18 protein-coding genes are annotated in these 23363 nt (G+C 71.4%); 9 read left to right on the top strand and 9 right to left on the bottom strand.

What is annotated here, in order from left to right; genetic code table 11:
• Nucleotides 1–16 precede the first annotated feature (16 nt).
• From BC793_RS00085 to BC793_RS00075, 3 genes are read right to left on the bottom strand one after another with little or no spacing between them, the layout of a single operon-like run.
• Nucleotides 17–1339: a glycosyltransferase family 2 protein gene (locus BC793_RS00085; RefSeq protein ID WP_170167180.1), complete on the bottom strand. Its 1323-nt coding sequence runs from the start codon at nt 1337–1339 to the stop codon at nt 17–19.
• On the bottom strand, nt 1336–2301 hold the full coding sequence (locus tag BC793_RS00080) for a glycosyltransferase family 2 protein (protein ID WP_109588463.1): 966 nt from the start codon (nt 2299–2301) through the stop codon (nt 1336–1338). Before BC793_RS00080 ends, BC793_RS00085 begins: the two co-directional genes overlap by 4 nt.
• Nucleotides 2302–2334: 33 nt before the next feature.
• Entirely contained in the window at nt 2335–3273 is a 939-nt protein-coding gene (locus tag BC793_RS00075; protein WP_109588462.1) for a glycosyltransferase family 2 protein, read from the bottom strand.
• Between the two features lie 854 nt (nt 3274–4127).
• Here BC793_RS00075 and BC793_RS00070 point away from each other — a divergent pair.
• The 3 genes from BC793_RS00070 to BC793_RS00060 all read left to right on the top strand — a co-directional run bounded on the left by BC793_RS00070 (nt 4128) and on the right by BC793_RS00060 (nt 7289).
• Nucleotides 4128–5063: a sulfotransferase family protein gene (locus tag BC793_RS00070; protein WP_109588461.1), complete on the top strand. Its 936-nt coding sequence runs from the start codon at nt 4128–4130 to the stop codon at nt 5061–5063.
• A gap of 67 nt (nt 5064–5130) precedes the next feature.
• Nucleotides 5131–6042 (top strand): glycoside hydrolase family protein, encoded by a 912-nt coding sequence (locus tag BC793_RS00065; RefSeq protein ID WP_109588460.1) that lies wholly within the window; start codon nt 5131–5133, stop codon nt 6040–6042.
• A 278-nt stretch (nt 6043–6320) separates the two neighbouring features.
• A complete protein-coding gene (locus BC793_RS00060) occupies nt 6321–7289 on the top strand; it encodes a serine/threonine-protein kinase (protein ID WP_109588459.1) in 969 nt (322 codons plus the stop codon).
• Between the two features lie 267 nt (nt 7290–7556).
• Here BC793_RS00060 and BC793_RS00055 read toward each other — a convergent pair whose 3' ends face one another.
• Together BC793_RS00055 and BC793_RS00050 are read right to left on the bottom strand one after the other, a co-directional pair.
• On the bottom strand, nt 7557–8432 hold the full coding sequence (locus tag BC793_RS00055) for a universal stress protein (RefSeq protein ID WP_170167179.1): 876 nt from the start codon (nt 8430–8432) through the stop codon (nt 7557–7559).
• Nucleotides 8429–9943 carry an amino acid permease gene (locus BC793_RS00050; protein WP_109588457.1) on the bottom strand — a complete coding sequence of 505 codons (1515 nt, stop codon included), beginning with the start codon at nt 9941–9943 and terminating at the stop codon, nt 8429–8431. Before BC793_RS00050 ends, BC793_RS00055 begins: the two co-directional genes overlap by 4 nt.
• A 285-nt stretch (nt 9944–10228) precedes the next feature.
• On the opposite strand from BC793_RS00050, the gene BC793_RS00045 reads away from it, so the two are divergent.
• Nucleotides 10229–10567 carry an STAS domain-containing protein gene (locus BC793_RS00045; RefSeq protein ID WP_239169825.1) on the top strand — a complete coding sequence of 113 codons (339 nt, stop codon included), beginning with the start codon at nt 10229–10231 and terminating at the stop codon, nt 10565–10567.
• Entirely contained in the window at nt 10564–11337 is a 774-nt protein-coding gene (locus BC793_RS00040) for an arginase family protein (RefSeq protein ID WP_109588455.1), read from the top strand. The genes BC793_RS00045 and BC793_RS00040 overlap by 4 nt, the downstream gene beginning before the upstream one ends.
• Before the next feature lie 130 nt (nt 11338–11467).
• Here the strand turns inward: BC793_RS00040 and BC793_RS00035 are convergent, their stop codons facing one another.
• The 4 genes from BC793_RS00035 to BC793_RS00020 form a co-directional block, all read right to left on the bottom strand.
• Nucleotides 11468–12748 (bottom strand): cytochrome P450, encoded by a 1281-nt coding sequence (locus tag BC793_RS00035; RefSeq protein WP_109588454.1) that lies wholly within the window; start codon nt 12746–12748, stop codon nt 11468–11470.
• A gap of 65 nt (nt 12749–12813) precedes the next feature.
• Entirely contained in the window at nt 12814–15021 is a 2208-nt protein-coding gene (locus BC793_RS00030) for a glycoside hydrolase family 9 protein (protein ID WP_109588453.1), read from the bottom strand.
• 32 nt (nt 15022–15053) lie between these two features.
• The gene (locus tag BC793_RS00025; protein WP_109588452.1) at nt 15054–16289 is read right to left on the bottom strand and encodes an ATP-grasp domain-containing protein; all 1236 of its coding nucleotides are present in this window, start codon (nt 16287–16289) and stop codon (nt 15054–15056) included.
• A 10-nt stretch (nt 16290–16299) separates the two neighbouring features.
• Nucleotides 16300–17304 (bottom strand): alpha/beta hydrolase, encoded by a 1005-nt coding sequence (locus tag BC793_RS00020; RefSeq protein ID WP_109588451.1) that lies wholly within the window; start codon nt 17302–17304, stop codon nt 16300–16302.
• A gap of 240 nt (nt 17305–17544) precedes the next feature.
• Here BC793_RS00020 and BC793_RS00015 point away from each other — a divergent pair, with 240 nt between their 5' ends.
• From BC793_RS00015 to BC793_RS48630, 4 genes are all read left to right on the top strand, one after another.
• Nucleotides 17545–18009 carry a DUF5990 family protein gene (locus BC793_RS00015; protein WP_109588450.1) on the top strand — a complete coding sequence of 155 codons (465 nt, stop codon included), beginning with the start codon at nt 17545–17547 and terminating at the stop codon, nt 18007–18009.
• Nucleotides 18010–18143: 134 nt separating this feature from the next.
• A complete protein-coding gene (locus BC793_RS00010; RefSeq protein WP_109588449.1) occupies nt 18144–21131 on the top strand; it encodes a DEAD/DEAH box helicase in 2988 nt (995 codons plus the stop codon).
• Nucleotides 21124–22089: an SWIM zinc finger family protein gene (locus tag BC793_RS00005; protein WP_239169826.1), complete on the top strand. Its 966-nt coding sequence runs from the start codon at nt 21124–21126 to the stop codon at nt 22087–22089. The genes BC793_RS00010 and BC793_RS00005 overlap by 8 nt, the downstream gene beginning before the upstream one ends.
• Nucleotides 22090–22875: 786 nt before the next feature.
• A partial coding sequence (locus tag BC793_RS48630; RefSeq protein WP_211340627.1) for a hypothetical protein occupies nt 22876–23363 on the top strand: 488 nt, incomplete at its 3' end.

The following is a 23363-nucleotide window of genomic DNA, read 5'->3' as shown; positions in this document are numbered from 1 at the left end:
ACAGATCGGGTTTCGGTCAGCGGGCAGCGCGCAGCTTCGCCCGGGCCGCGCGGCGTCCTCGCAGGTACGCACCCGGTCCGGCCATCATCCCCCGCCGGTTGGCCGTGAGCAGCTCACGTGGGAAATCGTCCTGCAGAGTCGACACCCGCAGGCTGTCCGCACCGGTGAGATCACGCAGGGCCGTCGGGGCCAGCCGGATCAGTGGCCACAGCAGTCCCGGGCGTCCCAGCAGCAGACCGGTGTAGGCCGCGGTCAGTCCGGTGCCGTACCCGACCATCTGCTTGTGCAGACCCTCGAAGTCGCGCCGGTGGTAGTGGTGGGTCACCGCGGTCGGCTGGTAGACGATCGTCCCGCCGGCCAGCAGCACCTGGGTGAACGCGAGGGTGTCCTCCGAGCCCATGGCCGGGGTGCCGGCGCCCAGCGCGTTGTCCCAGCCACCGATCCGCTCGATCACGCCCGGCCGGAACGTCATGTTCGCGCCGGTGCCGAACGGCGGCAGCGGGTAGAGCGGGCTCTGCAGGTGCGCGGTGTGCGGGCCGAACGTGGCCGGCCGGAACCCGCGGCCCTTGCTGTGCCCGCCGAACTGCTCGAACCAGACCTGCGCTCGGGTCTCCAGCTCGGCCGGGACGATCACGCCGGACACCACGTCGGCGTCCGGGTTGTCGACGAGCGCGCGGGCCACCTCGGCCAGCCAGTACCGGTCGGCCAGTTCGTCGTCGTCGATCCACGCGACGATCTCGCCGCGGGTGGCGGTCTCGGCCGTGTTGCGGGCGAACGAGAGACCCGCCTTCGGTTCCCGCAGGTATTCCACCGGGCCCCGGCGGGCCGCGGACCGGACCACCTCGGCGGTCGCCTCGGTGGCCGGGGCGTTGTCGACGACCAGGATCCGGGCCGGCTTGTAGAGCTGGCCGAGCAGGCTGTCCAGGCAGCGGGCCAGTGCACCGGGCCGTTCCCGGGTGCAGACCACCACGGTGATGTCGGGTGCCGCGGCGAGCGCCGCCCGGCGGCTCGCCAGGAAGGTCGGCTCACCGGCCGGGACGAACCCGGTCGACGGCACCGGGGCCCCGTCGAGCCGTGGCCGCAGCACGTCGCCGAGCGCGGCGTCGATCGCCGTTGCCAGCGCGCCCGGGGTGAGTCCCTGCTCCGGCACGTCGATCATCAGCGTGCCGAGCGGTTCGGTGAAGAGCCGGACCAGGGCCCAGGCCTGCTGGACCCGGCGGCCGTCGGGCACGGTCGCGGCGACCGCGGGCAGGGGCTCGGAGATCTCCAGGTCGAGGACGACGGCCGGCAGGACACCGGTGTCGTCGAGCCGCGGAGCGGCCGGGAACGTCGCGGTCACGGGGTGGCCTCCACCGGGATACGGCGGCCGGGCCGCCGGGAGCTGACGGTTTCCACGACGCCACCGAACCCGGCGGCGGCGACACCGGCGACCACACCGCCGGCGCGCAGGAAGTGGTCGGAGCCGCGGCCGGTGAGGCCGGCGGCCAGGTGCCGGAACATGGCCCGGGGCAGCGACCACAGGTAGTTCTTCTCGGCGCCGAGTGCGTCGTTCTCGTGCAGGCCGGCCATCTGCACCTTGCCGCGCCCCTCGGCGTAGCAGCGGCGCACGAAGAACCGGAAGCTCGCCCGCTCGGCCGGCACCTCGTGCTGGATGACCGCGCCCGGCACGTACATCCAGCGGCCCCCGCTGACCTGGCTCATCCGCAGGCACAGGTCGGTGTCCTCGGGCCGGTTGCGGGATCCGAGTTTGCCGAAGCCCACCCGGAACCCGCCGGCCCGTTCGAAGGCGTCCTTGCGGACGATCATGTTGGCCGACCAGACGTTGCGGATCGGCGAGGTCCGCGTCGGCATTCCGGCGTACGACCCACCGACCGCCCACAGGAACTCGGCCGGCATCCAGCGCGGGGCCGGACCCTCCCAGGCGGGCCGGATCGCGCCGCCGGTACCGACCACGGACGGGTCGGTGAACGGTTCGATCTGGCGGGCCAGCCAGTTCTCGTCGGCGATGATGTCGTCGTCCAGGAACGCGATGAGCGGCGTCCGGGCGTGGAAGGCACCGGTGTTCCGGTTGCCGGAGACACCCTGGGCATACGCGTTCTTCAGCACCGTGATGCCGGGCAACTCACGCTGGATCCGCTCGAACATCGCCGGGTTGTAGTCGACGACCACGACGATCTCGGCCGGCGCGTGGGTCTGGGACCGGGCCGAGTCGAGCACCCGGTTCAGGTACTCCCAGCGCACCTCGGAGTAGGTCGGGATGACGATGGTCGTGGCGAGGGGGGTGTGGTTCAGGGGGTTCACGGGGGGAGGACTCCTGTGGCTCGTCGCGTTCGTTCAGTCGTCGAGCGGGACTCGTGACCGGGCGGCCCGGTTGAGCGATGCGGCGTCGCGGCGGGGGTCGGTGGCGTGCCGGACCGCGGACGGGGCGGGCCCGGTCGGGCGGACACGCGGCTGCGGGGTGGTCAGGCGCAGGCTGTCCACGAAGGGGCGCAGACCGCCCCGGCGACGGCGGTGCATCCGGCCGTACTCGCTGAGGATGGTCCGCAGCACCCGGAAGCCGTCCCGGAAGGTGTTGAGGTTGCTCTGCCCGAAGATCCGCTCGTGTTCGGTGCTGCCGACCTCGCCGACCTTCAGCTTCTCGGCGACCGCCCGGATGTTGATCATCGTCTCGATCTCGAAGCCGTCGCCCCACAGCTTCTGGCCGCCGGCCGGGCGGGGCAGCTGCACGTCCGGCAGGTCCAGGGCCGGCACCACCGAGCGCCAGAAGGCGTTGTAGCCGTAGCAGAGGTCGGTGAAGTTCGTCCGGAACAGGATGTTCACCACGAGGTTGAGGCCGTCGTTGCCGAGCTTGCGCAAGCGGGTGATGTCGTGGCTGTGCCCGCCGTGGCTGAACCGGGAGCCCTTCACGAAGTGGTCGCCGCGGATCAGCTTGTCGACGAAGAGCGGGATCTCGGCCGGGTCGGTCGAGCCGTCCGCGTCGATCATCACGATGATGTCGCCGGTGCAGGCCGCGAAACCGCAGGCCAGCGCGTTGCCCTTGCCGGTGCGGGTCTGCTGCACGATCACGGCGTCGGGCCGGAGCTGCCGCGCCACCTCGACGGTGCGGTCCTTGGAGCCGCCGTCGACCACGACCACCTCGGTGATCATCGACGGGAGCTTCGCGAACACGTGGGGCAGGTTCCGCTCCTCATTCAGCGTGGGAATCACGACGCTTACGGTCGGTGATTGCAGTCTGTCACTGTCAGTGTTCGGGTTCACGTGCGAGAACTCCATGTCGGTCCCTTCCGGGGGCGGCAATACGACCAGTGCGACGGGCCTCCCGGGAGGGGATGCACGGCCGCTCGCTTCGAGAGATCAACCTAGCAAGGGATTACGCAGCGTCAACAGTTTGATGGGGCTCCAGTCGCCACGGTCACTGGAAGTTGCTGCTGGGAGCGTTACTCAAACCTGCCGCACCGTAAAGATTCCTTCTTGAAGTAACCCTCAGTAAGGGACGCCGGAGGGCGTGGAGGGGCGGCGGGGAACGTCCGCGACGAATGTCGGGAAGACTGGAGGAATTCCATAAATCCGGACAAGTCGGTTCTGCGTGGAGTTCTACCCGGCGGCACGTGACAGTCGCGCAGCGTGCCCGTCCTCGTCCGGGTTACGTGCCTGGGTAGTTGCAGTCGGTGAGCGTCGCCGTGGGCTAGCATCGATCTTGTTGGAAGCGCGTGGCCTGCGTCGCTGTGAGCCGTTGGTGGAGTGATGGCGACTGAAACCGGACTCTGCGTCTGTGGACACCCGCACCGGGCGCACGAGCACTACCGATCCGGCACTGAATGTGCCCTTTGTCCCAGTGGCGGCTGCCGGCGGTTCCGCTCCGCGACACCGTGGTGGCGGCGATTGACGGGCCTCGGCCGTTCGGGTGGCCGATGATCGTCCGGCGGGTGCCGGTTCGGCTGACGTGGTCATCGGCCGCGTCGCCGGATCCGGTTCGACGGTTACCCGACGGTTCGCTGTTTTTGGGGGTACTTGCGGCCGGGAACGGGCATCATGGCCGATCCGGGTGTCCGCCACGTGGGCGAACCGCTGCGAAATCCTAGTGGATCTGTAGGCTTAGGCTCACTTTTGAGCCGAGGGGATCCCACATGTCTCTTCCTGACTTCCTGATCGCCGGTGTGCCCAAGGCCGGGACCACCGCCCTGCACGCGGCCCTGACCGGCCACCCCGACCTCTACCTGTCGCCGGTCAAGGAGCCGAAGTTCTTCCTCTCCGACGGGCCGCCGCCCACCATCGGCGGCCCCGGCGACGTGCAGACCTATCAGGAACACATCTGGCAGCGCCCCGCGTACGAGAAACTCTTCGCGGCGGCGCCCGCAGGTGCCCTCAAAGGCGAGGCCACACCCTTCTACCTGTACGACCTGAAGTCCCACGACCGCATCAAGGCGCTCATCCCGGACGTGAAGCTGATCATCCTGCTCCGTGACCCGGTCGACCGCGCCCACTCGAACTGGACCCACCTGTGGGTGGCCGGGCTCGAGGAGGAGGCCGACTTCCTCGCCGCCTGCCGCGCCGAGGAGTCCCGTAAGGCCCGGCACTGGGCCGACTTCTGGCACTACATCGGCCTGGGCCTGTACGGGCGGCAACTCGAGCACCTCTATCAGCGGTTCTCCCGTGACCGGGTGCTCCTGCTGCGCTACCGCGACCTCAAGGACGACCCGGCGCAGACCCTGGACCGGGTCTGCTCCTTCCTGGGGGTGCGCACCGGCATCCTCACCACCATTCCGAAGGAGAACGTCAACCGGCACTACGTCGAGGACAACGGGATCAACCGGGTGCTGCGCGGCCTGCTGCGCGCCGGCGGCACCGTCGGCCACCACTTCCCGGTGCCGCTGCGCCTGGCCGCCCGCGGCCCGCTGCTCACCCTGCTGCACCGCACCGAGGGCAACCGGCCGGTCACCACGCCGGAGGAGCGGGCCGCGCTGCTGCCCTACTTCGCCGACGACATCGCCCTGTTGCAGGATGTCACCGGCGAGCGGTACGACGACTGGCTCAGTCTGGACCGACACGCCCGCACCTCGTAAACCCCACCATCCCGATAGATGATGCAAACTTGACGGGTTCGTCGCCCGACTACCCAGGGGAGCCGCGTTGACCACCGGAACCACCGCTCTGCCATTGCCCGGCTGGGACGACGCCACAGTGGTGATCGAGCCTCCCGGATCCGAGCCGGGCGCCTGGTCCGGCGCTCCCAGCACGGTTCTCGCCGATGGGTACGTCTACCTGGCGTACCGTCTGCGCCTGCCGATCGGCGCCGGACGCGGTATCGCCAACGTGGTGGCCCGCTCGGACGACGGCATCACGTTCACCGTGGTCGCCGAGATCGGCAAGGACCGGTTCGGCGCCGAGTCGCTGGAACGGCCCGCCCTGGTCCGCACCCCCGAGGGGCGGTGGCGGCTCTACGTCAGCGCCGCCACCCCCGGCACCAAGCACTGGCGGGTCGACCTGCTCGAAGCCGACACCGCGGAGGGGCTGGCCGACGCCGAGCCCCGCACCGTGCTGGCCGGAGACGAGACCGTCGGCGTCAAGGACCCGGTCCTGCACCACGACGAGCACGGCTGGCACCTGTGGGCGTCGGTGCACCCGCTCGAATCGTGGGACGACGCCGACCGGATGACCACCGAGTACGCCACCAGTCCGGACGGTGTCCACTGGACCTGGGTGCGGACCGCACTGAGCGGCCGGCCCGGCGAGTGGGACGCCCGCGGTGTGCGCGTGTCGTCGGTGGTGGTCGACGCCGACCGGATCGTCGCCTCCTACGACGGACGGGCCACCGCCGGGGAGAACTGGGAGGAGCGCACCGGCGTCGCCCACGGCGTGCGGCTGCCCGACGGCACGTTCGGCAAGCTCACCGCCGAGGAGCGCGAGCCGGTCGGCAGCCCGCACGAGCCGTACGGGCTGCGTTACCTCAGCGTCGTCGCGCTGCCGGAAGGCCGTCAGCGGCTCTACTACGAGGCCACCCGGCCGGACGGGGCGCACGACCTCCGTACCGAATTGCTCTGATCTATCTTCACTCCCGGTGATCGGCTGCGGGCGTAGGATGATCAGTTGAGAGCGCGATCACCCCAGGTGGGGGCCAGTTCAAGGCCTCCCGGGGTGATGACCTAACGTCATCGTCGACGTCAGGTGGGCGCGAAAAACGGCCGCACTGTCGAATGGCGGAGTCCCCACCCACAAGGTGACGGGCTCCGCCATTTCTCGGCCCCGTGCGAGTGGCGCGTTGTTTGTGCCTGGCCCCGCCGGGTAACGGAGCCCCTCGAACGTTGTTACAGGGGGTGCGGATGCGGACGCTGGGCGGCCGGTACCGGCTGGTCAACCGGATCGGCCTGGGCGGAATGTCGGAAGTGTGGCGCGGCCACGACCGGGTGCTCGACCGCCCGGTGGCTGTGAAGATCATGCATCCGGCGGTAGAGGGGACACTCGGCGAGACCGGGGTGGCCCTGGTCCGCGCCGAAGCCCGCTCCGCGGCACGCCTCGCCCACCCCAACGTCGCCGGGGTGCACGACTTCGGCACCTCGCCCGGGGCCGATCGCGACGTGCCGTACATCGTCATGGAACTCGTCGAGGGCCAGACCCTCAGCCAGCACCTCGCCGGTGGGCCGATCGACTGGCGGATCGGCGTGCGGATCTGCGCCGAGGTCGCGGCCGCCCTCGCCGCCGCCCACGCCGAGAACGTGGTGCACCGCGACATCAAACCGGCCAACATCATGCTCACCCCGTCCGGCGCCAAGGTCCTCGACTTCGGCATCGCCGCCGTCGTCGGAACGCCCGAGGTCGACCCGGACGGCCCGGTCATGGGCACCCCCGCCTACATCGCGCCGGAACGCTTCGAGGGTCACCCGGCCACCCCCGCCGCCGACATGTTCGCCCTCGGCACCCTGCTCTACCACTGCCTCTCCGGTCGCCTGCCGTGGTCGGCGCGCAGCCACACCGAGATGGTCGTCGCCCAGCGCTTCGCCGACCCGGACCCTCTGCCGCATCTGGACTTCCTGCCGCCCGAGGTGCTCGACCTGTGCTCGCGCTGCCTGGCCCGCGATCCGGCGGAACGCCCCACCGCCCTGGTCGCGGCACTGCTGCTCGCCGAGGCCGTCGACGCCCGCGTCTACGTCCCGCTACGCGAACTGGAACCGGCCGAGCGGCGCCCGTCCGCCGTGTCGCCCTGGGACGAACGCGCCGCCGCCGCACCCACCTCCGCCGTCGCCGCCGCTCCCGACGACGACGCCGACCACATCGGCCGCCACCGCGCCTGACGACCACCACCCGGCTGGCTCCCACCGCTGTCTCAGCACTCTCGAGACAGCGGTGACGACCAGCCCGTCAGATCCGGCTGGTCGTAGCCGCTGTCTCAACGCCCTTGAGACAGCGGTGGGGACCAGCCGGGTGGCTCTGGCTGGCTGTGGCCGCTGTCTCGGCAGCCTTGAGACAGCGGTGGGAGCCAGCCGGAGGGCTCTGGCTGGTTGTGGGCGCTGTTTCGGGGGTCTTGAGGCAGCGGTGGGGGCCAGCCGGGGTGGGGCGGGTCAGGCGGCTCGGGGGACGACCACGACCGGGCGACGGGCTCGGCGCAGCAGGCGGGCCGAGACGCCGCCGAGCAGGACGCGGCGGGCCGGGCCGTATCCCCGGGAGCCGCAGAACAGCACGTCGACGTCGTCCAGTTCGGCCAGCGACTCGACCACGTCGCCGGAGCGCAACTCCCACTCCACCGTGACGTCGGGGACCGACTCGGCGGCCTTGCGCAGCGCCTCCTCGTAGGACTCCCGGGCGGTGTCCAGGAACGCCCGCTCGGCGTCCGCACCCAGCAGGAACGGGCGGGCCGCGTCGCCGCGCGCGACCACCGTGACCAGCCGCAACGGGGTTCCGGTGCGGTCGGCCAGGCGGGCCGCGGTGGTCAGCGCCGCCCGCCCGTCGGGAGTGTCCACGTAGGCGACACCGATCCGGCCCAGCGTTCCCGGCGGCGCCGGCATCCCGGCCGGGGCCAGCGCCACCGGGCAGACGCTGCCGGCCAGCAGACGTTCGGCGGTGCTGCCGGCGAAGGTACGGGCGTTCGGTGCGGCCGCCGCCGACCCGACCACGATCAGTGCCGCACTCAGTTGCTCGGCCAGATCATGCAGCCCGTGTGCCGCTGAACTGGAGGCGATCACCCGGTACTCGGCCTCCACGGCGCCCGGGAGAGCGCGGGCCTCGTCCAGGGCCCGCTCGGCCGCGGCCCGGCGGTCGCTGATCCATTCGGCGTCGACCCGGCCGGAACCGATCGCCGACGGTGCCGGATGGACCGCGGCGACCACCAGCGGGACCTGGAGGGTGGTGGCGGCCCACCCGCCCAGCGCCAGCGCGTCGGCGGACGAGGCGGCACCGTCGACCCCGACGATCACCGGGCCGCCGGCCGGGGCCGTCACGATCTCGTCCGGTCGTCGTCGGGCCGCGGCGCCGTGCCGTCGTCATCGGGCCGCGTAGCCGGGCCGTCGTCGGCTCGCGGCGGCGTCGAGGACAGGGCGGACGATTCGGCTTCGACGGTGCGCAGGCGGGAGTGGCGGTAACCGTAGGCGAAGTAGATCACCAGGCCGGCCGCCAGCCAGCCGCCGAACCGCAGCCAGGTGTCCCAGGGCAGGTCGCTCATCAGATAGAGGGCGAAGGCGATGCCGATCAACGGCAGCACCGGCGACCACGGCACCCGGTACGGGCGGGGCATGTCCGGCCGGGTCCGGCGGAGCACGATGACACCGATGTTGACCAGCACGAACGCGAACAGCGTACCGATGTTGACCAGTTCGACGATGGTGCCCAGGGGAACCAGCGCCGCCAGGATCGCGATCATGACGCCCAGGCCGATGGTCAGGCGCGCGGGTGTCCCGTACCGCTGGTTGACCGTCGCGAGACGGCGTGGCAGGAGGCCGTCGCGGCACATCGCGAAGAAGATCCGGGTCTGGCCGTAGAAGATCACCAGGACCACGCTGGTGATCGCGACGACCGCGCCGAGCGCCAGGATCGCGGCCGCCCAGTTCAGCCCGGCACCCTGGTCCAGGGCGGCGGCCAGCGGTGCATCCGACTCGGCCATCTGCGCGGGACTGGCGATGCCGATCGCGCCGATCACGGTCAGCACGTAGAAGAACGTGCAGATGAGCAGCGACCCGATGATCGCCTTCGGCAGATCCTTCGCCGGGTTGCGGGCCTCCTCACTGCCGGTGGAGACGGCGTCGAAGCCGATGTACGCGAAGAAGATGATCGCCGCGGCCGCGGTCACCCCGTCCACCCCCTCCGGCGCGAACGGCGTGAAGTTGCCGGTGCCGAAGTTCACGAACGCGATGACGATGAAGAACACCAGCACGGCCAGCTTGATCACCACCATGATCAGGTTGACGCGGACGCTCTCGGTGACGCCGCGGACCAGCAGCAACGTGATCGCCAGGACGATGAAGACGGCCGGCAGGTTGAACACGCCGCCGTCCTCGGGGGCCGCCGCGATCGCGTCCGGCAGTGCGTAGCCGAACGCCGAGTCCAGGAACGCGTTCAGGTTGCCGCCCCAGCCGACCGCGATCGCGGCGACCGACACCCCGTACTCCAGGATCAGGTCCCAGCCGATGATCCACGCGACCAGTTCGCCGAGGGTGGCGTACGCGTACGTGTAGGCGCTGCCGGACACCGGGATCGACGACGCCAGCTCGGCGTAGGACAGCGCGGAGAACGCACACGCCACCGCCGCCAGCACGAACGACAGAATCACCGCGGGCCCGGCGAGTGACGAGCCCTTACCGATGACGACGAAGATGCCGGTGCCGATGATCGCCCCGACCCCCATGGCGGTCAGCTGGGTCGCCCCGACCGCCCGTTTGAGCTGTGTGCCCTCCTCGGACGTCTCCGAGATCAGCGATCGCACGTCCCGTACCGCGAAGATGCCCCGTCCAGCCATCGGTCTCCTCCCAGGAATCGTCCAGCCACCGTCACCCGGGCTCCCGGTGAGCCGCAAGATGATCGGCGCGATGCGCCGAAACCCGTCCCTCCGGTTGCGTTTCGGCGTCTTCCGGGATCGGCGTACCCGGCGGGTGACCCCTTCACTCGGCGTACGCCGTGTGCGTCCCGGTCCTTCGGCGTACGCCCTGTGCGTCCCACCCACCCGGTGGCGGGGGAGCCTGCGAGCCGGAGGGGCGGACGTGCGGTTCGCCGAGGTCGGAGGCGTGTGATGGGCGGGGCCGCGATGACGGCACGACGGCAGGCCGACGGGACGACCGTGGTGGACGTTCGGGGGAGTCTCGACGCGACGACGGTGGAGGGCCTGCGGGCCGCGATGCTGGAGGCGCTGAACCGGGACCGGCCCCGGCTGATGATCCTGGACCTGACGCTGGTGACGTTCATGGACTCCCGAGGGATCGGTCTGCTCGTCGGAAGCCACCAGTCGGCCCGTGACCAGGGCACCCGGTTCGTGGTGCGCAACCCCAGCGAGTTCGTGCACCGCCAGTTGGGGCTGACCGGTCTCACCGGCATGCTCGGCCTGCCCTCGACCCACGGGTCACCGGGCTGGAGAATCGGACCGTGACGGTCATTCTCGTGCCCTACCACCAGGACGATCAACTTCCCGCCGGCGACATCGCGGCTCCCGCCGACGTCGTCGTGCATCCGGCCTTCCCGGCCGGCGCCGCTTCGGACGAGTTCCGTTGGGAGCGGCTCGCCGCCGAATACGAGGCGGTCGCGGCCGCCGTGGCCTCCGCCGACGGTCTTCCCCTCGTGTTCTCCGGGGACTGCCTGATCGCCGGTGGTGCGGTCGCCGGTGTGCAGCGCCGCGGCGGCGACCCCGCGATCATCTGGTTCGACGCCCACGCCGACCTGCACACCGTCGAATCGAGCGGTTCCGGCTATCTGGGCGGGATGTCGCTGCGGCTGGTGACCGGCGCGCACTCCGACGAGTACGCGACCCGGTTCGGACTGCGCCCGATCGCGCCGGACCGGGTCGTCCTGGCCGGCGCTCGTGACGTCGACCCGCCCGAAGCCGAATACCTGGCCGGCAGCGCGGTCCGCCGGCTCCCGGTCGCCGGCGTGAACGGGGACACCGCCCCGGCCGGTCCGCTCGTCGTGCACGTCGACCTGGACGTCATCGACGCCGCCGAGGTGCCGCGGCTGCGTTTCCCGGTCGCGGACGGACCGTCCGCAGCCGAGGTCCTGGCCGCGTGCGGGCGCCTGCTCGCCACCGGCCGGGTCGCCGCCGTCCACGTCGCCTGCCCCTGGCTTCCGGCCACCGACGAGGCCGAGCGGGCGGTCCGGGCCGACCTGATCGCCCGGTTCGCGGCCCTGGTGGCGGCGCACCGCTGACCGCCGCCACCGTCGCCTCGCAGCCTGCCGCCACGGTCGCCTCGGAGCCTGCTGTCGCGGGCGGCGGAGTGCTGCGGGCCGTCGCCGGCGTCGTGGCGGAAAGCCGCCGTTCATGGAGTGCTGTAGGCCCTCATCTGGCTCGGGAGGGGACGCCGGTGGCCTGGACCGGGAAGTGGATCGGGCCGCGGATCAGGCCGGAGCTGCGGCGGCGCACCACGCCGTCCCGCCGGAGGCCCGGCATCCGCTCGGCCAGGCGCTGGAGGGCCACCGTCGCCTCCAGGCGGGCCAGGGGTGCACCGACGCAGTAGTGGATGCCGCTGGAGAACGCCAGGTGGTCGGCCTCCGGGGTGCGGTGGATGTCGAAACGCCCCGCGTCGGTGAAGACCGCCGGATCCCGGCCGGCGGCGCCGATCAGCGTCACCACGAACTGGCCGCGGCGAATCCGGTGGCCGGCCAGCTCCATCTCATCGAGGGCGCACCGGGCGGTGCGCTGCACCGGCGGATCCCAGCGCAGTGTCTCCTCGATCGCCGGGGCGGCCAGGCCGGCCGGATCGGCGCACAGTGCCTCCCACTGATCGGGGTGGCCGAGCAGTGCGTTGACCGCGTTGCCGATCAGGTTGACCGTGGTCTCGAACCCGGCGACCAGCAGCAGCCGCAGCATCGGCAGGATCTCGGGTGCCTCGATCTGGTCGCCCTCGGCGGCCAGGATGCGGCCGATCACGTCGTCGACCGGCTCGGCGCCGGACTCCAGAGCGGCCCGCCGGGACGCGATGAGCCGGATGAACACGTCGTCCAGCTCGTTCTTGGCGGCCAGGAGCCGGGCGGCGTGACCCAGCGAGCGGATGCCGTCCAGCGCGCTGCCGATGGTCGCGCCGTGCCGGGCGAACCCGGCCTCGTCACTGTTCGGAATATCGAGAAGGTCGCTGATCACCGCGATCGGCAGGGGCGCCGAGAAGCCGCTCACCAGGTCGAACCGGCCCTGTTCGGCGGCGGCGCCGAGGAGCTTGTCGACGGTCTGCTCGACCTGCGGACGGAACGCGGTGATCTGCCGCGGGCTGAACGACGGCTGGGCCAGGCGCCGCAGCCGGGTGTGGTCGGGCGGATCCCGGTCCAGGAACGACATGTCGACCTGCTGGCCGGGAGCCGCCGGGCCGGTGGACGCCGAGGCCGCCACCCCGAAACGGCGGTCCCGCAGGACGATGTTGCACACCGCATGGCCGGCGGTCACGAAGTTGCCGAGCCGGGTCGGCACCAGCTCGCCCCGGGCGCGGATGCTCTCGTAGATCGCGTACGGGTCCTCCCGGCCGGGCGCCAGGTGCAGTCGTGACATCGGGTCGCCGTGGACGTAGCCGTGGTAGGCGATGTCGAGGCGGCGACGGTAGAGCGTGGTGGCGAAACGTAGAGCGCGCAACGGGTCCCTCCCTGCCCTCCCCTCGAAGCCTAGGGCGGGAGGGACCCGTCGTGCGATGACAGATATCAGTCGAGTTCGGCGACGTAGCCGATCAGGTGAGCCAGTGCCGCGTTCCAGTTGATGGTCAGCTCGTTGGTGGCCCACGAGCCGATGTCGTCGATGTAGCAGAACTGGCCGGTGCAGCCCTTGAGCAGGCTCTGCGCGACCGGGTCCTGGATCGAGGAGTTCGGGCCGCCGGCCAGGGTGCCGGCCGGCGGGTGCGGCAGGGACGGGTCGAGTTGTGCGGCGTACCAGCGGCTGTGCTGGTTCTGCGCGGCGACCTCGCCGTACCCGGTGACGTAGGAGATGTTCAGCGCGTTGCGGCCGAACAGGTAGTCCAGGCCGGTGAGCAGGCCGTCGCGGTAGCGGTCCTTTCCGGTGATCCGGTGTGCGGCCGCGACCACCACCAGGTTGTTGGCGATGGCGCTGTTGGAACCCCAGTCCCACACGTTGTCCGCGGGGGCGTAGGCGACGCCGTACGGGTGCTGCCGCTGGATCGCCAGGTACTTGTCGGCGCCCTTGACCACCTGCGACTTCACGCTCGACAGGCCGGGCAGCCGGTTCGGCAGCAGCGCCAGGTCGATCTTCGCCGCGGCCGCGGTCGACGCCCAGTCGAACGACACCTGGCCGAACACGTCGGTGGTGTGCTCCGGGGCGGCCAGCACGTCCGCCGCGTACTTCCGCTCGCCGGTGGTCAGGTAGAGCTCAGCCGCCGCCCAGTAGAAGTCGTCGGTCACCTTCGCGTCGTTGTAGGCACCGCCGCCGACGCCGTCGGACTCCGGCGCGAGCAGGTCCGGGTGGGCCTTGGCCGCGGCGTACGCGGTCCGCGCCGCCTTCAGGGCCCGGGTCGCGAACGCCCGGTCGTACCTGGCGTAGATCCGCGCCGCCTGGGCCGCGGTGGCCGCCAGGTTGAGGGTCGCGGCCGTGGAGACCGGGTGCAGCTCACGCGGCTGCGGGTCGAGGTGCGGCATCAGCGGCAGGCCGGTCCACGCCTGGTCGTGGATCTTGTGGTGGACCAGTCCGGCGGTCGGCTTACCGGCCGGGACCTGCATGCTGAGCAGGAACTCCAGCTCCCAGCGGGCCTCGTCGAGGATGTCCGGGACCCGGTTGCCGCTCTCCGGGATGGCCAGGTTCAGTTTGCGCGAGCCACGGTTGTGCTCGTACTCGGCGAGCAGCCCCCACACCGAGATACCGCCGTTGACGACGTATTTGCCGTGGTCGCCGGCGTCGTACCAGCCGCCGCGCACGTCCAGGGTGTAGTCGCAGACGCCCGGCTGGCAGGGCACGGCGCCGTCGCCCTGGTTGGGTGCCACGTCGACGTGGCCGGCCGGGCGCGCGTACCCGGGCCGCAGGTCGTCACGGATCTCGATACCACTGCGCTGGGTGTAGTACATCTTCAGCGCGTCGGCGCGCAGCCGGTCGTACACCTGCGAGGTGATGTCGAAGGGTCGCGACGTCTCGCCGTCGGCGCTCAGGGTGAGCCCGGAGGCCCGGTGGCGGTAGCCGCTGAAGTCGATGGTGTGGACGTTCTGGCCGGAGGACGCGTCGACACCGCGAGGGGTCGACCTACCGCGTTTGACCACCTTGCCGGACTTGTCGCGGAGTTCCCACAGCAACGCGGTCGTGGCCGGGGTGACCAGGGTGGCGGTCTTGGGGCCGTCCGGCAGGTAGGCGACCTGGTTGACCCGCACGCGGGGGCCGGTGTCCGGCTCGTAGACCTCCGGCGGCACGCCGCCGACCAGCGAGACGTTGTCCACACAGAAGCGCCACGGGTCGGGGCTGCCGCCGACCTGGAAGGCGACCTGGCCCTGCGTGGTGCTCGCGTTCGCGGTGAACGTCCACTCGTAGTGCTGCCAGTCCCCGAGGACCGGCGACTGCTCGAAGTAGGTGTCGTAAGGATCGACGGCGAGGCCGGTGATGGCCCGTACGACGTGGCCGGCGTCGCCACTCGCGTCGAAGCTGAACCGGTAGGTCTCGCCGGCGACCAGGTCGATGTCGTTCTGGCCGACCGCGGCGTCCCAGCGGTTGACGGTGCCGCCGGGCACGTCGACGCAGGCCCGGCCGTCGGTGAGGCCGATCGTCATGCCCGCGTTGGTCCAGAACGGGTCCGCGCCGTTGTCGAAACCGCCGTTCAGGACCTGTTCGACCTCTTCGGCGTGGGCCGGGGCCGCGGCGCCGGCGACCATCAGGACGGCGACGGCGCCTATCTTGAGGGAGCGCTCCCATAGATGCATGGACACATATTGGTTGCGTGGGTGTTACGGCGTCAACGCCCCTGGTCGCGGATCCAGGCGTCGATCAGGCCGCCGAAGTGGGCCAGGAACTTCTCGTGCTCGTGGACCGGGTAGTGGGCGCGGACCGTCTCCCGCAGCAGCGAGTGGAACTCCTCCGAGGAGACCCACTCGTAGACGATCTCGTCCACGGTGCCCAGGCTCTTCTCGCAGAACTCCCGGTACTTCTCGGTCTCGAAGTAGTCGTCGGCGAGCCTGCGGTACTCCTGAAGTTTCTCCGCATACGTCCGGTCGGAGTCGGCCACCGCGAAGTACGCCGCCGTGTCCATGTCCAGTCGTGGCCGCCGTCCGGTCGCCACACAGAACACCGTCCACCGCAGCAGAGCCGTCATCGCCCACGGGAAGTAGTAGTGCAACGACGTCAGCGACACATCCGGGCAGGCGTTCGCATAATCGATCGGGTACACGTCGTCGCCGCGTACCAGCGACTCGCAGGAATTGAACTCCCACCGGAAGAACGCGTTCACCAGCCGGGAGATCGTCACCACCTCGTCGCCGGCCGTCGCCGACAGAAAATGGTGATCCACCTCGTAGCGGGCGTGCATCGGCTGCTCCGGACGGAATTTCATCACCATCGTCTCGGGCCCGATGCTCAGGCTGCGGGCGAACACGTCATAGCCCTCGACCGACGCCTGGAGGTGCATCAACCGCTCGCCCGAGGCGTCGTAGGCGGCGTGCAGTTCGGCCGGATTCCGGATCTTCGAGACCCCCACCCAGGCCCCGCCGTCATACGGTTTCATCCACAGCGGATAACCGACCCCCGCGGCCGTCGCCTCCAGATCGAAAGGGCGGTTGTACCGTTCCGCCGTATAGGCCCACCGCGAATTCTCCAGCGGATTCTTGAACGGCACCAGAACGGTCTCGGGAACCTTCAGCCCCAGCCGTATCATCGCGCAGTACGCCGCGTGCTTCTCCATCGACTGGAACGTGAACGGGCTGTTCAACAGGTACACGTCGTCCATCAGTGCGATCTTCTTGAGCCACTCGCGCGGGTGGTAGTACCAGTAGGCCAGCCGGTCGATGACCAGGTCGTGCCGCGGCTTGTCCCGCAGGTTGAACGGCTCGATCGTCACCCGTACCGGCCGCGCCCGGTGACTGCGCCCGTCCGGGCCGGAGACCACCCCCAGCCGCCGCAGCAACGCCTCATAGGCGCGCGGCCAGTCGTCCTCGGTGCCCAGCAGCATGCCGATGGTGTGCTCGACGTCGGCCACATCGCCTCCCCTAGATCCACACCCGTCGCAACAGGCCGGTCAGATGCGGATGCAGTGCATCCCGCCACCCGGTCCAGGTGTGTGCGTCCGGATTCTCCGCGAACTCCACGGCATACCCCTGTTTGCGTAATGCATCCGCCATGTCCCGGTTGTTCGCCAGGTTCTCCTCGGCCGCGCCGCAGGTGAGCGTCACCGGAACAGCCGGACCGCTCCCGGAATGCCGCAGCCGGCTCGTGAACCGGACGATCCGCCGGAAGAACCGGAATCCGGCCTCCTGCCGGTCGTGCCGCGCGTCGAAATAGCTGCCCGACTGGAGGAACAGACCGGCGAACGGCGCCGGGAACCACCACTGCGCGTGCAGCATCGCCAATGCGCCGAGGCTCGCCCCGGCGCCGACGACCGGGCCGCCATCGAGCCGGGAACGAATCCGTGGAAGGAGATCTCCCGCCAGGAAACGGGCATATCCCGGGTCGGCGGCATAGATCTTCTCCCGGCCGCTCCCGCTCGGCGGACCACTCACGGTTCGGCCGACCGGCGGCAGCAGCACCAGATGGTACGGGCGGACGCGTCCCGATCCGATGGCCGCCGCGGTGTAGTCGCCGAGCCGGCCGCAGCGGTCGTACTCGGGACCGTCGTGTGCCACCAGGATCCGGTCGGTGCCGGCCCGCGGTGACCAGACCCGGGCGGTCAGCCCCGGCAGTCGCATCCGCCGCCAGGCTCCCGGGGCGGCCGGCGCGGTCAGCCAGTCCGGCTCGGCGTAGTCGGGGCATCGCAGCTCCGCCCGCTCGGTGCTGTGCCGCTCGCCGTCCGCGCCGGTCAGCTCCAGGTGATAGTCCAGCCGCCACAGGGGCGGCCGCGCACAGCAGAGCTCCCAGACGCCGAGATCGCGCCGGAAGGCCAGGTCGGCGCGGATCGTCGAGGACCACAGGCGAACCCCGGCCAGCCGGTGACCGGGATCGGCATACCGGAATCGGACCACGGTGCCCTCGCACCACGCCCCGCCGGCACCCTCCATGAACGCACCCTAGCGTCGCCCGGGCGCCCGCGCCGGGCGTGCGCCATCACCGCCCTGCCGGGGCCGGGTCTTCGCGAGGTCCGTGCCCCGGCTGACGGCATCCGGAACGTCTGCGGGGATCGTGCCGAGCCGCCCGGCGCCGGCATGTCCCCTCCTGCCCCCGGTCGGGCCGCAACCGGTCCCCGATCGTGTGCGCCTGCCCATGCCAGGACGAAGCGGGAGCTCTCTAGAGTCGGTTGCATGCGGATCCGGATCGAGGGGGATGAGCTGCCGGGACGGGCCGGGGCGCCCCAGGCCGAGGCATTGCGGCTCGGCGGTGTGCAGGTCGGTGTGCAGCGGCGCAAGGAGGTCGTCGACCGGGTCGGGGTGTTCGAGGACCGGGCCGTCTGGGAGTTCGAGGTCGACAGCCGCGAGGTGGAGGGGTTCATCGACGTCGGCGGGCCGTGGGTGCACGGGCGGCCGGGGGCCCGGTTCCTCTATCTCAGCTGGGGCTCCACCGGCACCGGTGTGTTCGCCGGGTTCCGGCGGGCCAAGCTGATGTTCTCCGACATCCCCGGTGACCTGCTGCGGAGCGCGGCCGAAGACGGTGGCGTGCTGGTCGCGCGGCTCGGTTTGACCGGGCCGGACGGCGGACCCCGCTGTGCCCGGGTCCGGCCGCCCGACATCACCTGGACGCTGGAGCAGACCGGGCACCTGACCGGCTGAAGCGGTACGCCCGGGTGACGGTGGTTACGTTCCCGGCCCGGGCGGGGTCGCGGCGGCCGGAAAGTGTCGTAGGGGCGGCCTAGAGTCGGCGGCATGTTCAGGTACCGCCTTCCGCAGCGCTTCCCGGCTCCGGCATGACCGCGATCGTCCGGGCCGGCGTGACGGGCGTGCGGGTCCTGCACGGGCTCGTCGGGCGTGACGGCGGGCTCAGCCTGTGGGCGGAGGACGGGGCGGCCGGCGGTGCCACCGCCGGGCGTGGGGCGGCACCGCCGCATCCGTTCGCGCTGGCCGCCGACCGGCTGCCCGCCGGTGAGACGCGACCCGAGGCCACGCTGCTGCTGCCGTCGACCGGGTCGGGGCCGCTGCCGTCGCCGCATCTGGGGCTGCCGGAGCGACGGGGCACGCCCCGGGCCCGCGCCTGGCGGGTGCCCGCGGTGCGGGTGCCCTTCGCCGACGCCGACCTGATCGCCGAGTTCGAGGGGCGGGTCGCCCCGTCCGCCGGGTGGGTGGTCGAGCTGTGCGGGTTCGCGGTGGGCCTGGTCCGCCGGGGGCGGGTGCTCCCCGGCGTGCGGATCGACGGACCCCGGCCGGTGGCCCTGTGGCGTCCGGTGGTGACCGGGACCGACGCGGTGCGATTCGCGGCCCTACGGGACCGCATGCCACCGGCATGCCGGGCCGAGCAGCCCGCCACCGGGGCGCAGACGACCGCGGGCGAGCTGGCGGTGGCCGCGCTCGGGCGGCTCGTCGACGGGCTGGTGCGGACCCGGCTCGCCGAGGCCCGGGTGACGCTCGCCGACTACGGGTGGCTGGCCGCACTGACCGGGGAGCCGGAGTTCGACGCGGCCCCGGCGCTCGCCGACACGCTCGCCGGGCGGCTCGGGGCCTGGTTCGAGCAGGCGGCCAGTGGCGCCGAGGTGCGGGTGTGCTTCCGGCTGAGCGACCCACGCGAGCACGAGCCCGTGCTGCCCGACGAGGTGCCGCTGCCGGAGGACACGTGGCGGCTGGAGTTCCTGTTGCAGGCCGTCGACGAGCCGAGCGTGCTGGTTCCGGCCGCCGACGTCTGGCGCGACCGGTCCGCGCCGCTGCGCCGGTGGACGTCACATCCGCAGGAGCGGCTGCTCGCCGGGCTCGGCCGGGCGGCGCGGCTCTACCCCGACCTGGCCGAGGCGCTGCACGGCGCCCACCCCGGCCAGATGCTGCTCGACACCGAGGGCGCGCACCGGTTCCTCAGCCACGCCGCACTGCTGGAGGAGGGCGGCTACGGGGTGCTGCTGCCGGCCTGGTGGCGACGGCGGCCCAGCCTCGGGCTCGCCCTGGAGGTGCGCGGGCGGGACCCGGTGTCGCACGTGCTCCGGGACCGGGCGGTCGGGCTGCGCGAGCTGGTCGACTACCGATGGGGCCTGGCCCTCGGCGGGCGCACCCTCACCGAGGACGACCTGACCGACCTGGCCCAGGCCAAGGTGCCGCTGGTCCGGCTGCGGGGGCGGTGGGTGTTCCTCGATCCGGAGCGGCTCGCCGCCGGGCTGGCGTTCCTGCGCCGGGGCGGTGGGCGGATGACCGCCGGGGACGCGCTGCGGATGACGCGGCTGCTGCCACCGGAGGAGCTGCCACTGCCGGTGACCGATGCGCGGGGCGAGGGCTGGCTGGCCGATCTGCTCAGCGGGCGCCTCGACCAGCGGCTGGAGGTGCTGCCACCGCCGGCCGGGCTGGTGGGCGAGCTCCGGCCGTACCAGATCAGGGGTTTCTCCTGGTTGGCCTTTCTCGACTCGCTGGGACTCGGCGCCTGCCTCGCCGACGACATGGGCCTGGGGAAGACCGTGCAGCTCCTCGCTCTGCTGCTGCACCACCGGGAGGGGCCCGCGCTGCTGGTCTGCCCGCTGTCGGTGCTGGGCAACTGGCAGCGGGAGGCGGGCCGGTTCGCGCCGTCGCTGCGGGTGCGGGTGCTGCACGGCGCCGACCGGGAGGATCCGGCCGTCCTCGCCGCCGGGGCCGACGTGGTGCTCACCACCTACGCCACGGCGGTGCGTGACGCGGACGCACTGGCCGCGATCTCGTGGGACCGGGTGGTGCTCGACGAGGCGCAGCACATCAAGAACAGTGGCGGCGCCACCGCCAAGGCGGTCCGGCGGTTCCCGGCGCGCAACCGGATCGCGCTGACCGGCACCCCGGTGGAGAACAGGCTGTCCGAGCTGTGGTCGATCCTCGACTTCGTCAACCCGGGCATCCTGGCGTCGGCGCACACGTTCCGGGCCCGGTTCGCGGTCCCGATCGAGCGCTACGCGGAGGAGGACGCGGCCGCCCGGCTGCGCCAGGCGACCCGTCCGTTCCTGCTGCGGCGGACCAAGGCCGACCACGGCATCGCCGGCGAGTTGCCGACGAAACGGCACGTCCGGCACCTGTGCGGGATGACGCTGGAGCAGGTCAGCCTGTACCGGGCGGTGCTCGACGACCTGCTGGAGCGGCTCGCCGAGCCGGGGGAGAGATGGCGTAAGGGCCTGGTCCTGGCCGCCATGACCAAACTGAAACAGGCCTGCGTGCACCCGGCGCTGCTGCTCAAGGACGCGTCCCCGCTGCCCGGCCGCTCCGGCAAGATCGACCGCCTGGAGGAGATCGTCGACCACGCGCTCGGAGCGGGGGAGAGCGTGCTGTGCTTCACCCAGTTCGCCCGCTTCGGGGGGATGCTCACGCCGCACCTGGCCGCCCGGTTCGGTGTTCCGGTGCGGTTCCTGCACGGCGGCACCCCCCGCGCCGCCCGCGACAGCATGGTCGCCGACTTCCAGAGAGCCGAGCAGCCGGGCGTCTTCGTGCTGTCACTGAAAGCCGGCGGCACCGGACTCAACCTGACCGCCGCCAATCACGTCGTGCACATCGACCGCTGGTGGAACCCGGCGACCGAGACCCAGGCCTCCGACCGCGCGTTCCGCATCGGGCAGCGCCGTGACGTGCACATCCACACGCTCGTCTGCCTCGGCACCCTGGAGGAGCGCATCGACCGGGTCCTCACCGACAAGGGCATCCTCGCCGAGCGTGTCGTCGGCTCCGGCGAGGGCTGGCTGAGCGCCCTGTCCGCCGGCGAGATCCGTGACCTGTTCGCCCTCGCGCCGGAGGCCATCGTTGACTGACTTCTCCCCGGCCTTCCTGGGCATGTTCGAGTCCCTCCGGATGGGGCCGACCTTCGCCCGCGGGCGCCGCGACGAGCGTGCCGGGCACGTGCGCAGCCTGACCGTCTCCGGCAGCCTCGCGGTCGCCCTGGTCCGCGGGCCCGACGATCCCACGGCGTTCCGGGCACGGATCGCGGTGCGCGCGTTCGGGGCCTCCGAGTGGGCCCGCGTGGAGAAGACACTGGTCGCCGAGGCGCGCTATGTCGCCGACCTGCTCGACGGGCGGATGCCGCCGGGTATCGAAGCGGTGTTCGACGGGACCGGGCTGAGCCTGCTGCCATTGTCCCTCGACGAGGTCGCGATGGACTGCACCTGCGAGCGATGGCCGATGCCGTGCGCCCACCTGGCGGCCACCTGTTATGCGCTGGCCAGGGCATTCGAGAGCGACCCGTTCGAGGTGTTCACCTGGCGCGGGCGATCACGCGACGAACTGCTGATGCGGCTCCGCCGCCTTCGGGAGGCCGCCGCCGTCGACACCTCACGCGGCGGGCCGGCGGACTTCGGCGCTTCGCCGGATTTCGGCGGGCCGGCGGACTCCTCTTCCCCGGCCGGGGACACGGGGGCCGGAGAGGCACGCGGCGGCGGTGACGCGACGGCTGCGGGCAGCGCGCCGTCCACCGTTGATCCAACCGCCTTCTGGGGGGCCGCGGTGTGGTCCGGGGGATCCGGCGTCGGCGCTCCCGCGGTCGGCGACGCTCCGACCGGCGCCCCGCGAGGCGACGATCGGGCCGAGGAGGAATGGGTGACGGCCACGGGGCCGGGTCGCGACGGGGCGGCGGACGGGCGTGGCCGAGTGCTGCGGCCGGATGCGCTGCTCGATCAGCTCGACCCGCCGGGGCTCACCCATGCCACGCAGCCGATCACGGAGGTCCTGCGGGTGGCGTATCGGGCGCTGGCCGACGATCTCGGCGGTGACTGAGGCTGTCCTTTTGGCCGGTCTCCGATTTAAGGGCGTTCCGGAAGTCCCGCTCCGAAGGTTCCGGGGTCATCCGTAGGCGGTGCCGGCGTCCTTCTCCTGCGGATGCCAGCGTCCTTCTCCTGCGGATGCCGGGGTTCTTCTTCTGCGGATGCCAGCGTCCATCTCCCGCGGTTTGCCGGTGATTGCGCCTATGGCGCCGGCGGTCCTCGTTCTTTCCGGCTGTCGGGATCTTCTCGGAGAACGGCCCGCCGGCGGTTGTCGGTCCGTGGCTTTCGAGCGCTTTCGTGCGGTCGATCGGCGGCGGAACAAGCGCGGAGCCGGGGCGGGGGAGAACAATGTTCAGAGTGGTGCCAGCGGTGACTGTGAGGTCCGCGGAGCCGGGTGAGGGCCTGTTGTCCAGTCGGGTGCGTTGAGTGGATGGTGGAAGTGCATGCCGGGTTCCGGGTTAAAGGAACTTTCCATTCTTCGTGGTGGCGTGCCAAACGATGGCGGCGTGCCGTGCCAAACCATGGCGGCCTGATACGGGCGCGTTGCGCGCGGCCACCGGAAGTGCCTGTCCCGTTCCCGGTGGGGTTAAACCAGGAACCGGCAATCCCGGCTTTACGGACACGCGGCGGGTCATCCGAACGGTCAGCTTTCGGGTAAAGCTCCGATTGATCTTTGAGGGCCATGGTGAGCTGACGCAAGTCATGGCGATTTGTACCGAAAAGGTGTGACAAAATGAAAAACCCGAAGCGAATGTTGGCTGCTGCCAGCATGAGCCTGGCAGTTGCCGGTGCGCTAGGCGTGGCATCTCCCGCCCCGGCGGCCGGACTCAGCGCCAAACTGGCCGCACCGGCTGTCAACGAGGCGGCTTCGTCGCCGATGGCGGCGGAAGACTGGGATGACGAGTACGTGGTTGGCTACTACACCAACGAGGTGCTGTGTCAGCGGGCCGGCGCGTATGGCGTGGCCCAGGGAGCGTGGCAGGACTTCAACTACTACAGCGCCTCCGTTCCCGGCCGCGGTGTGGTGTGGGTCCTAGAGGTCCCGGAGGACGACTGGATCTGGACCCGCTGGAGGGGCGGTTGGCCCGACAACTGGCTGTACCGGCCCGCGCACGTGTTCAACTCCTACACGATCGGCCACCGGTACTACCACCCCTTCAGGCATAGGCCGGGTCACGGTGGCGGTCACGGTGGCGGTCACGGTGGCGGTCACGGTGGCGGTCACGGTGGCGGTCACGGTGGCGGTCACGGTGGCGGTCACGGTGGCGGTCACGGCGGCGGCCACGG

This window comes from Actinoplanes xinjiangensis, from assembly GCF_003148685.1.
Lineage (GTDB): Bacteria > Actinomycetota > Actinomycetes > Mycobacteriales > Micromonosporaceae > Actinoplanes > Actinoplanes xinjiangensis.
This window is presented reverse-complemented; position numbering and strand designations above follow the sequence as displayed.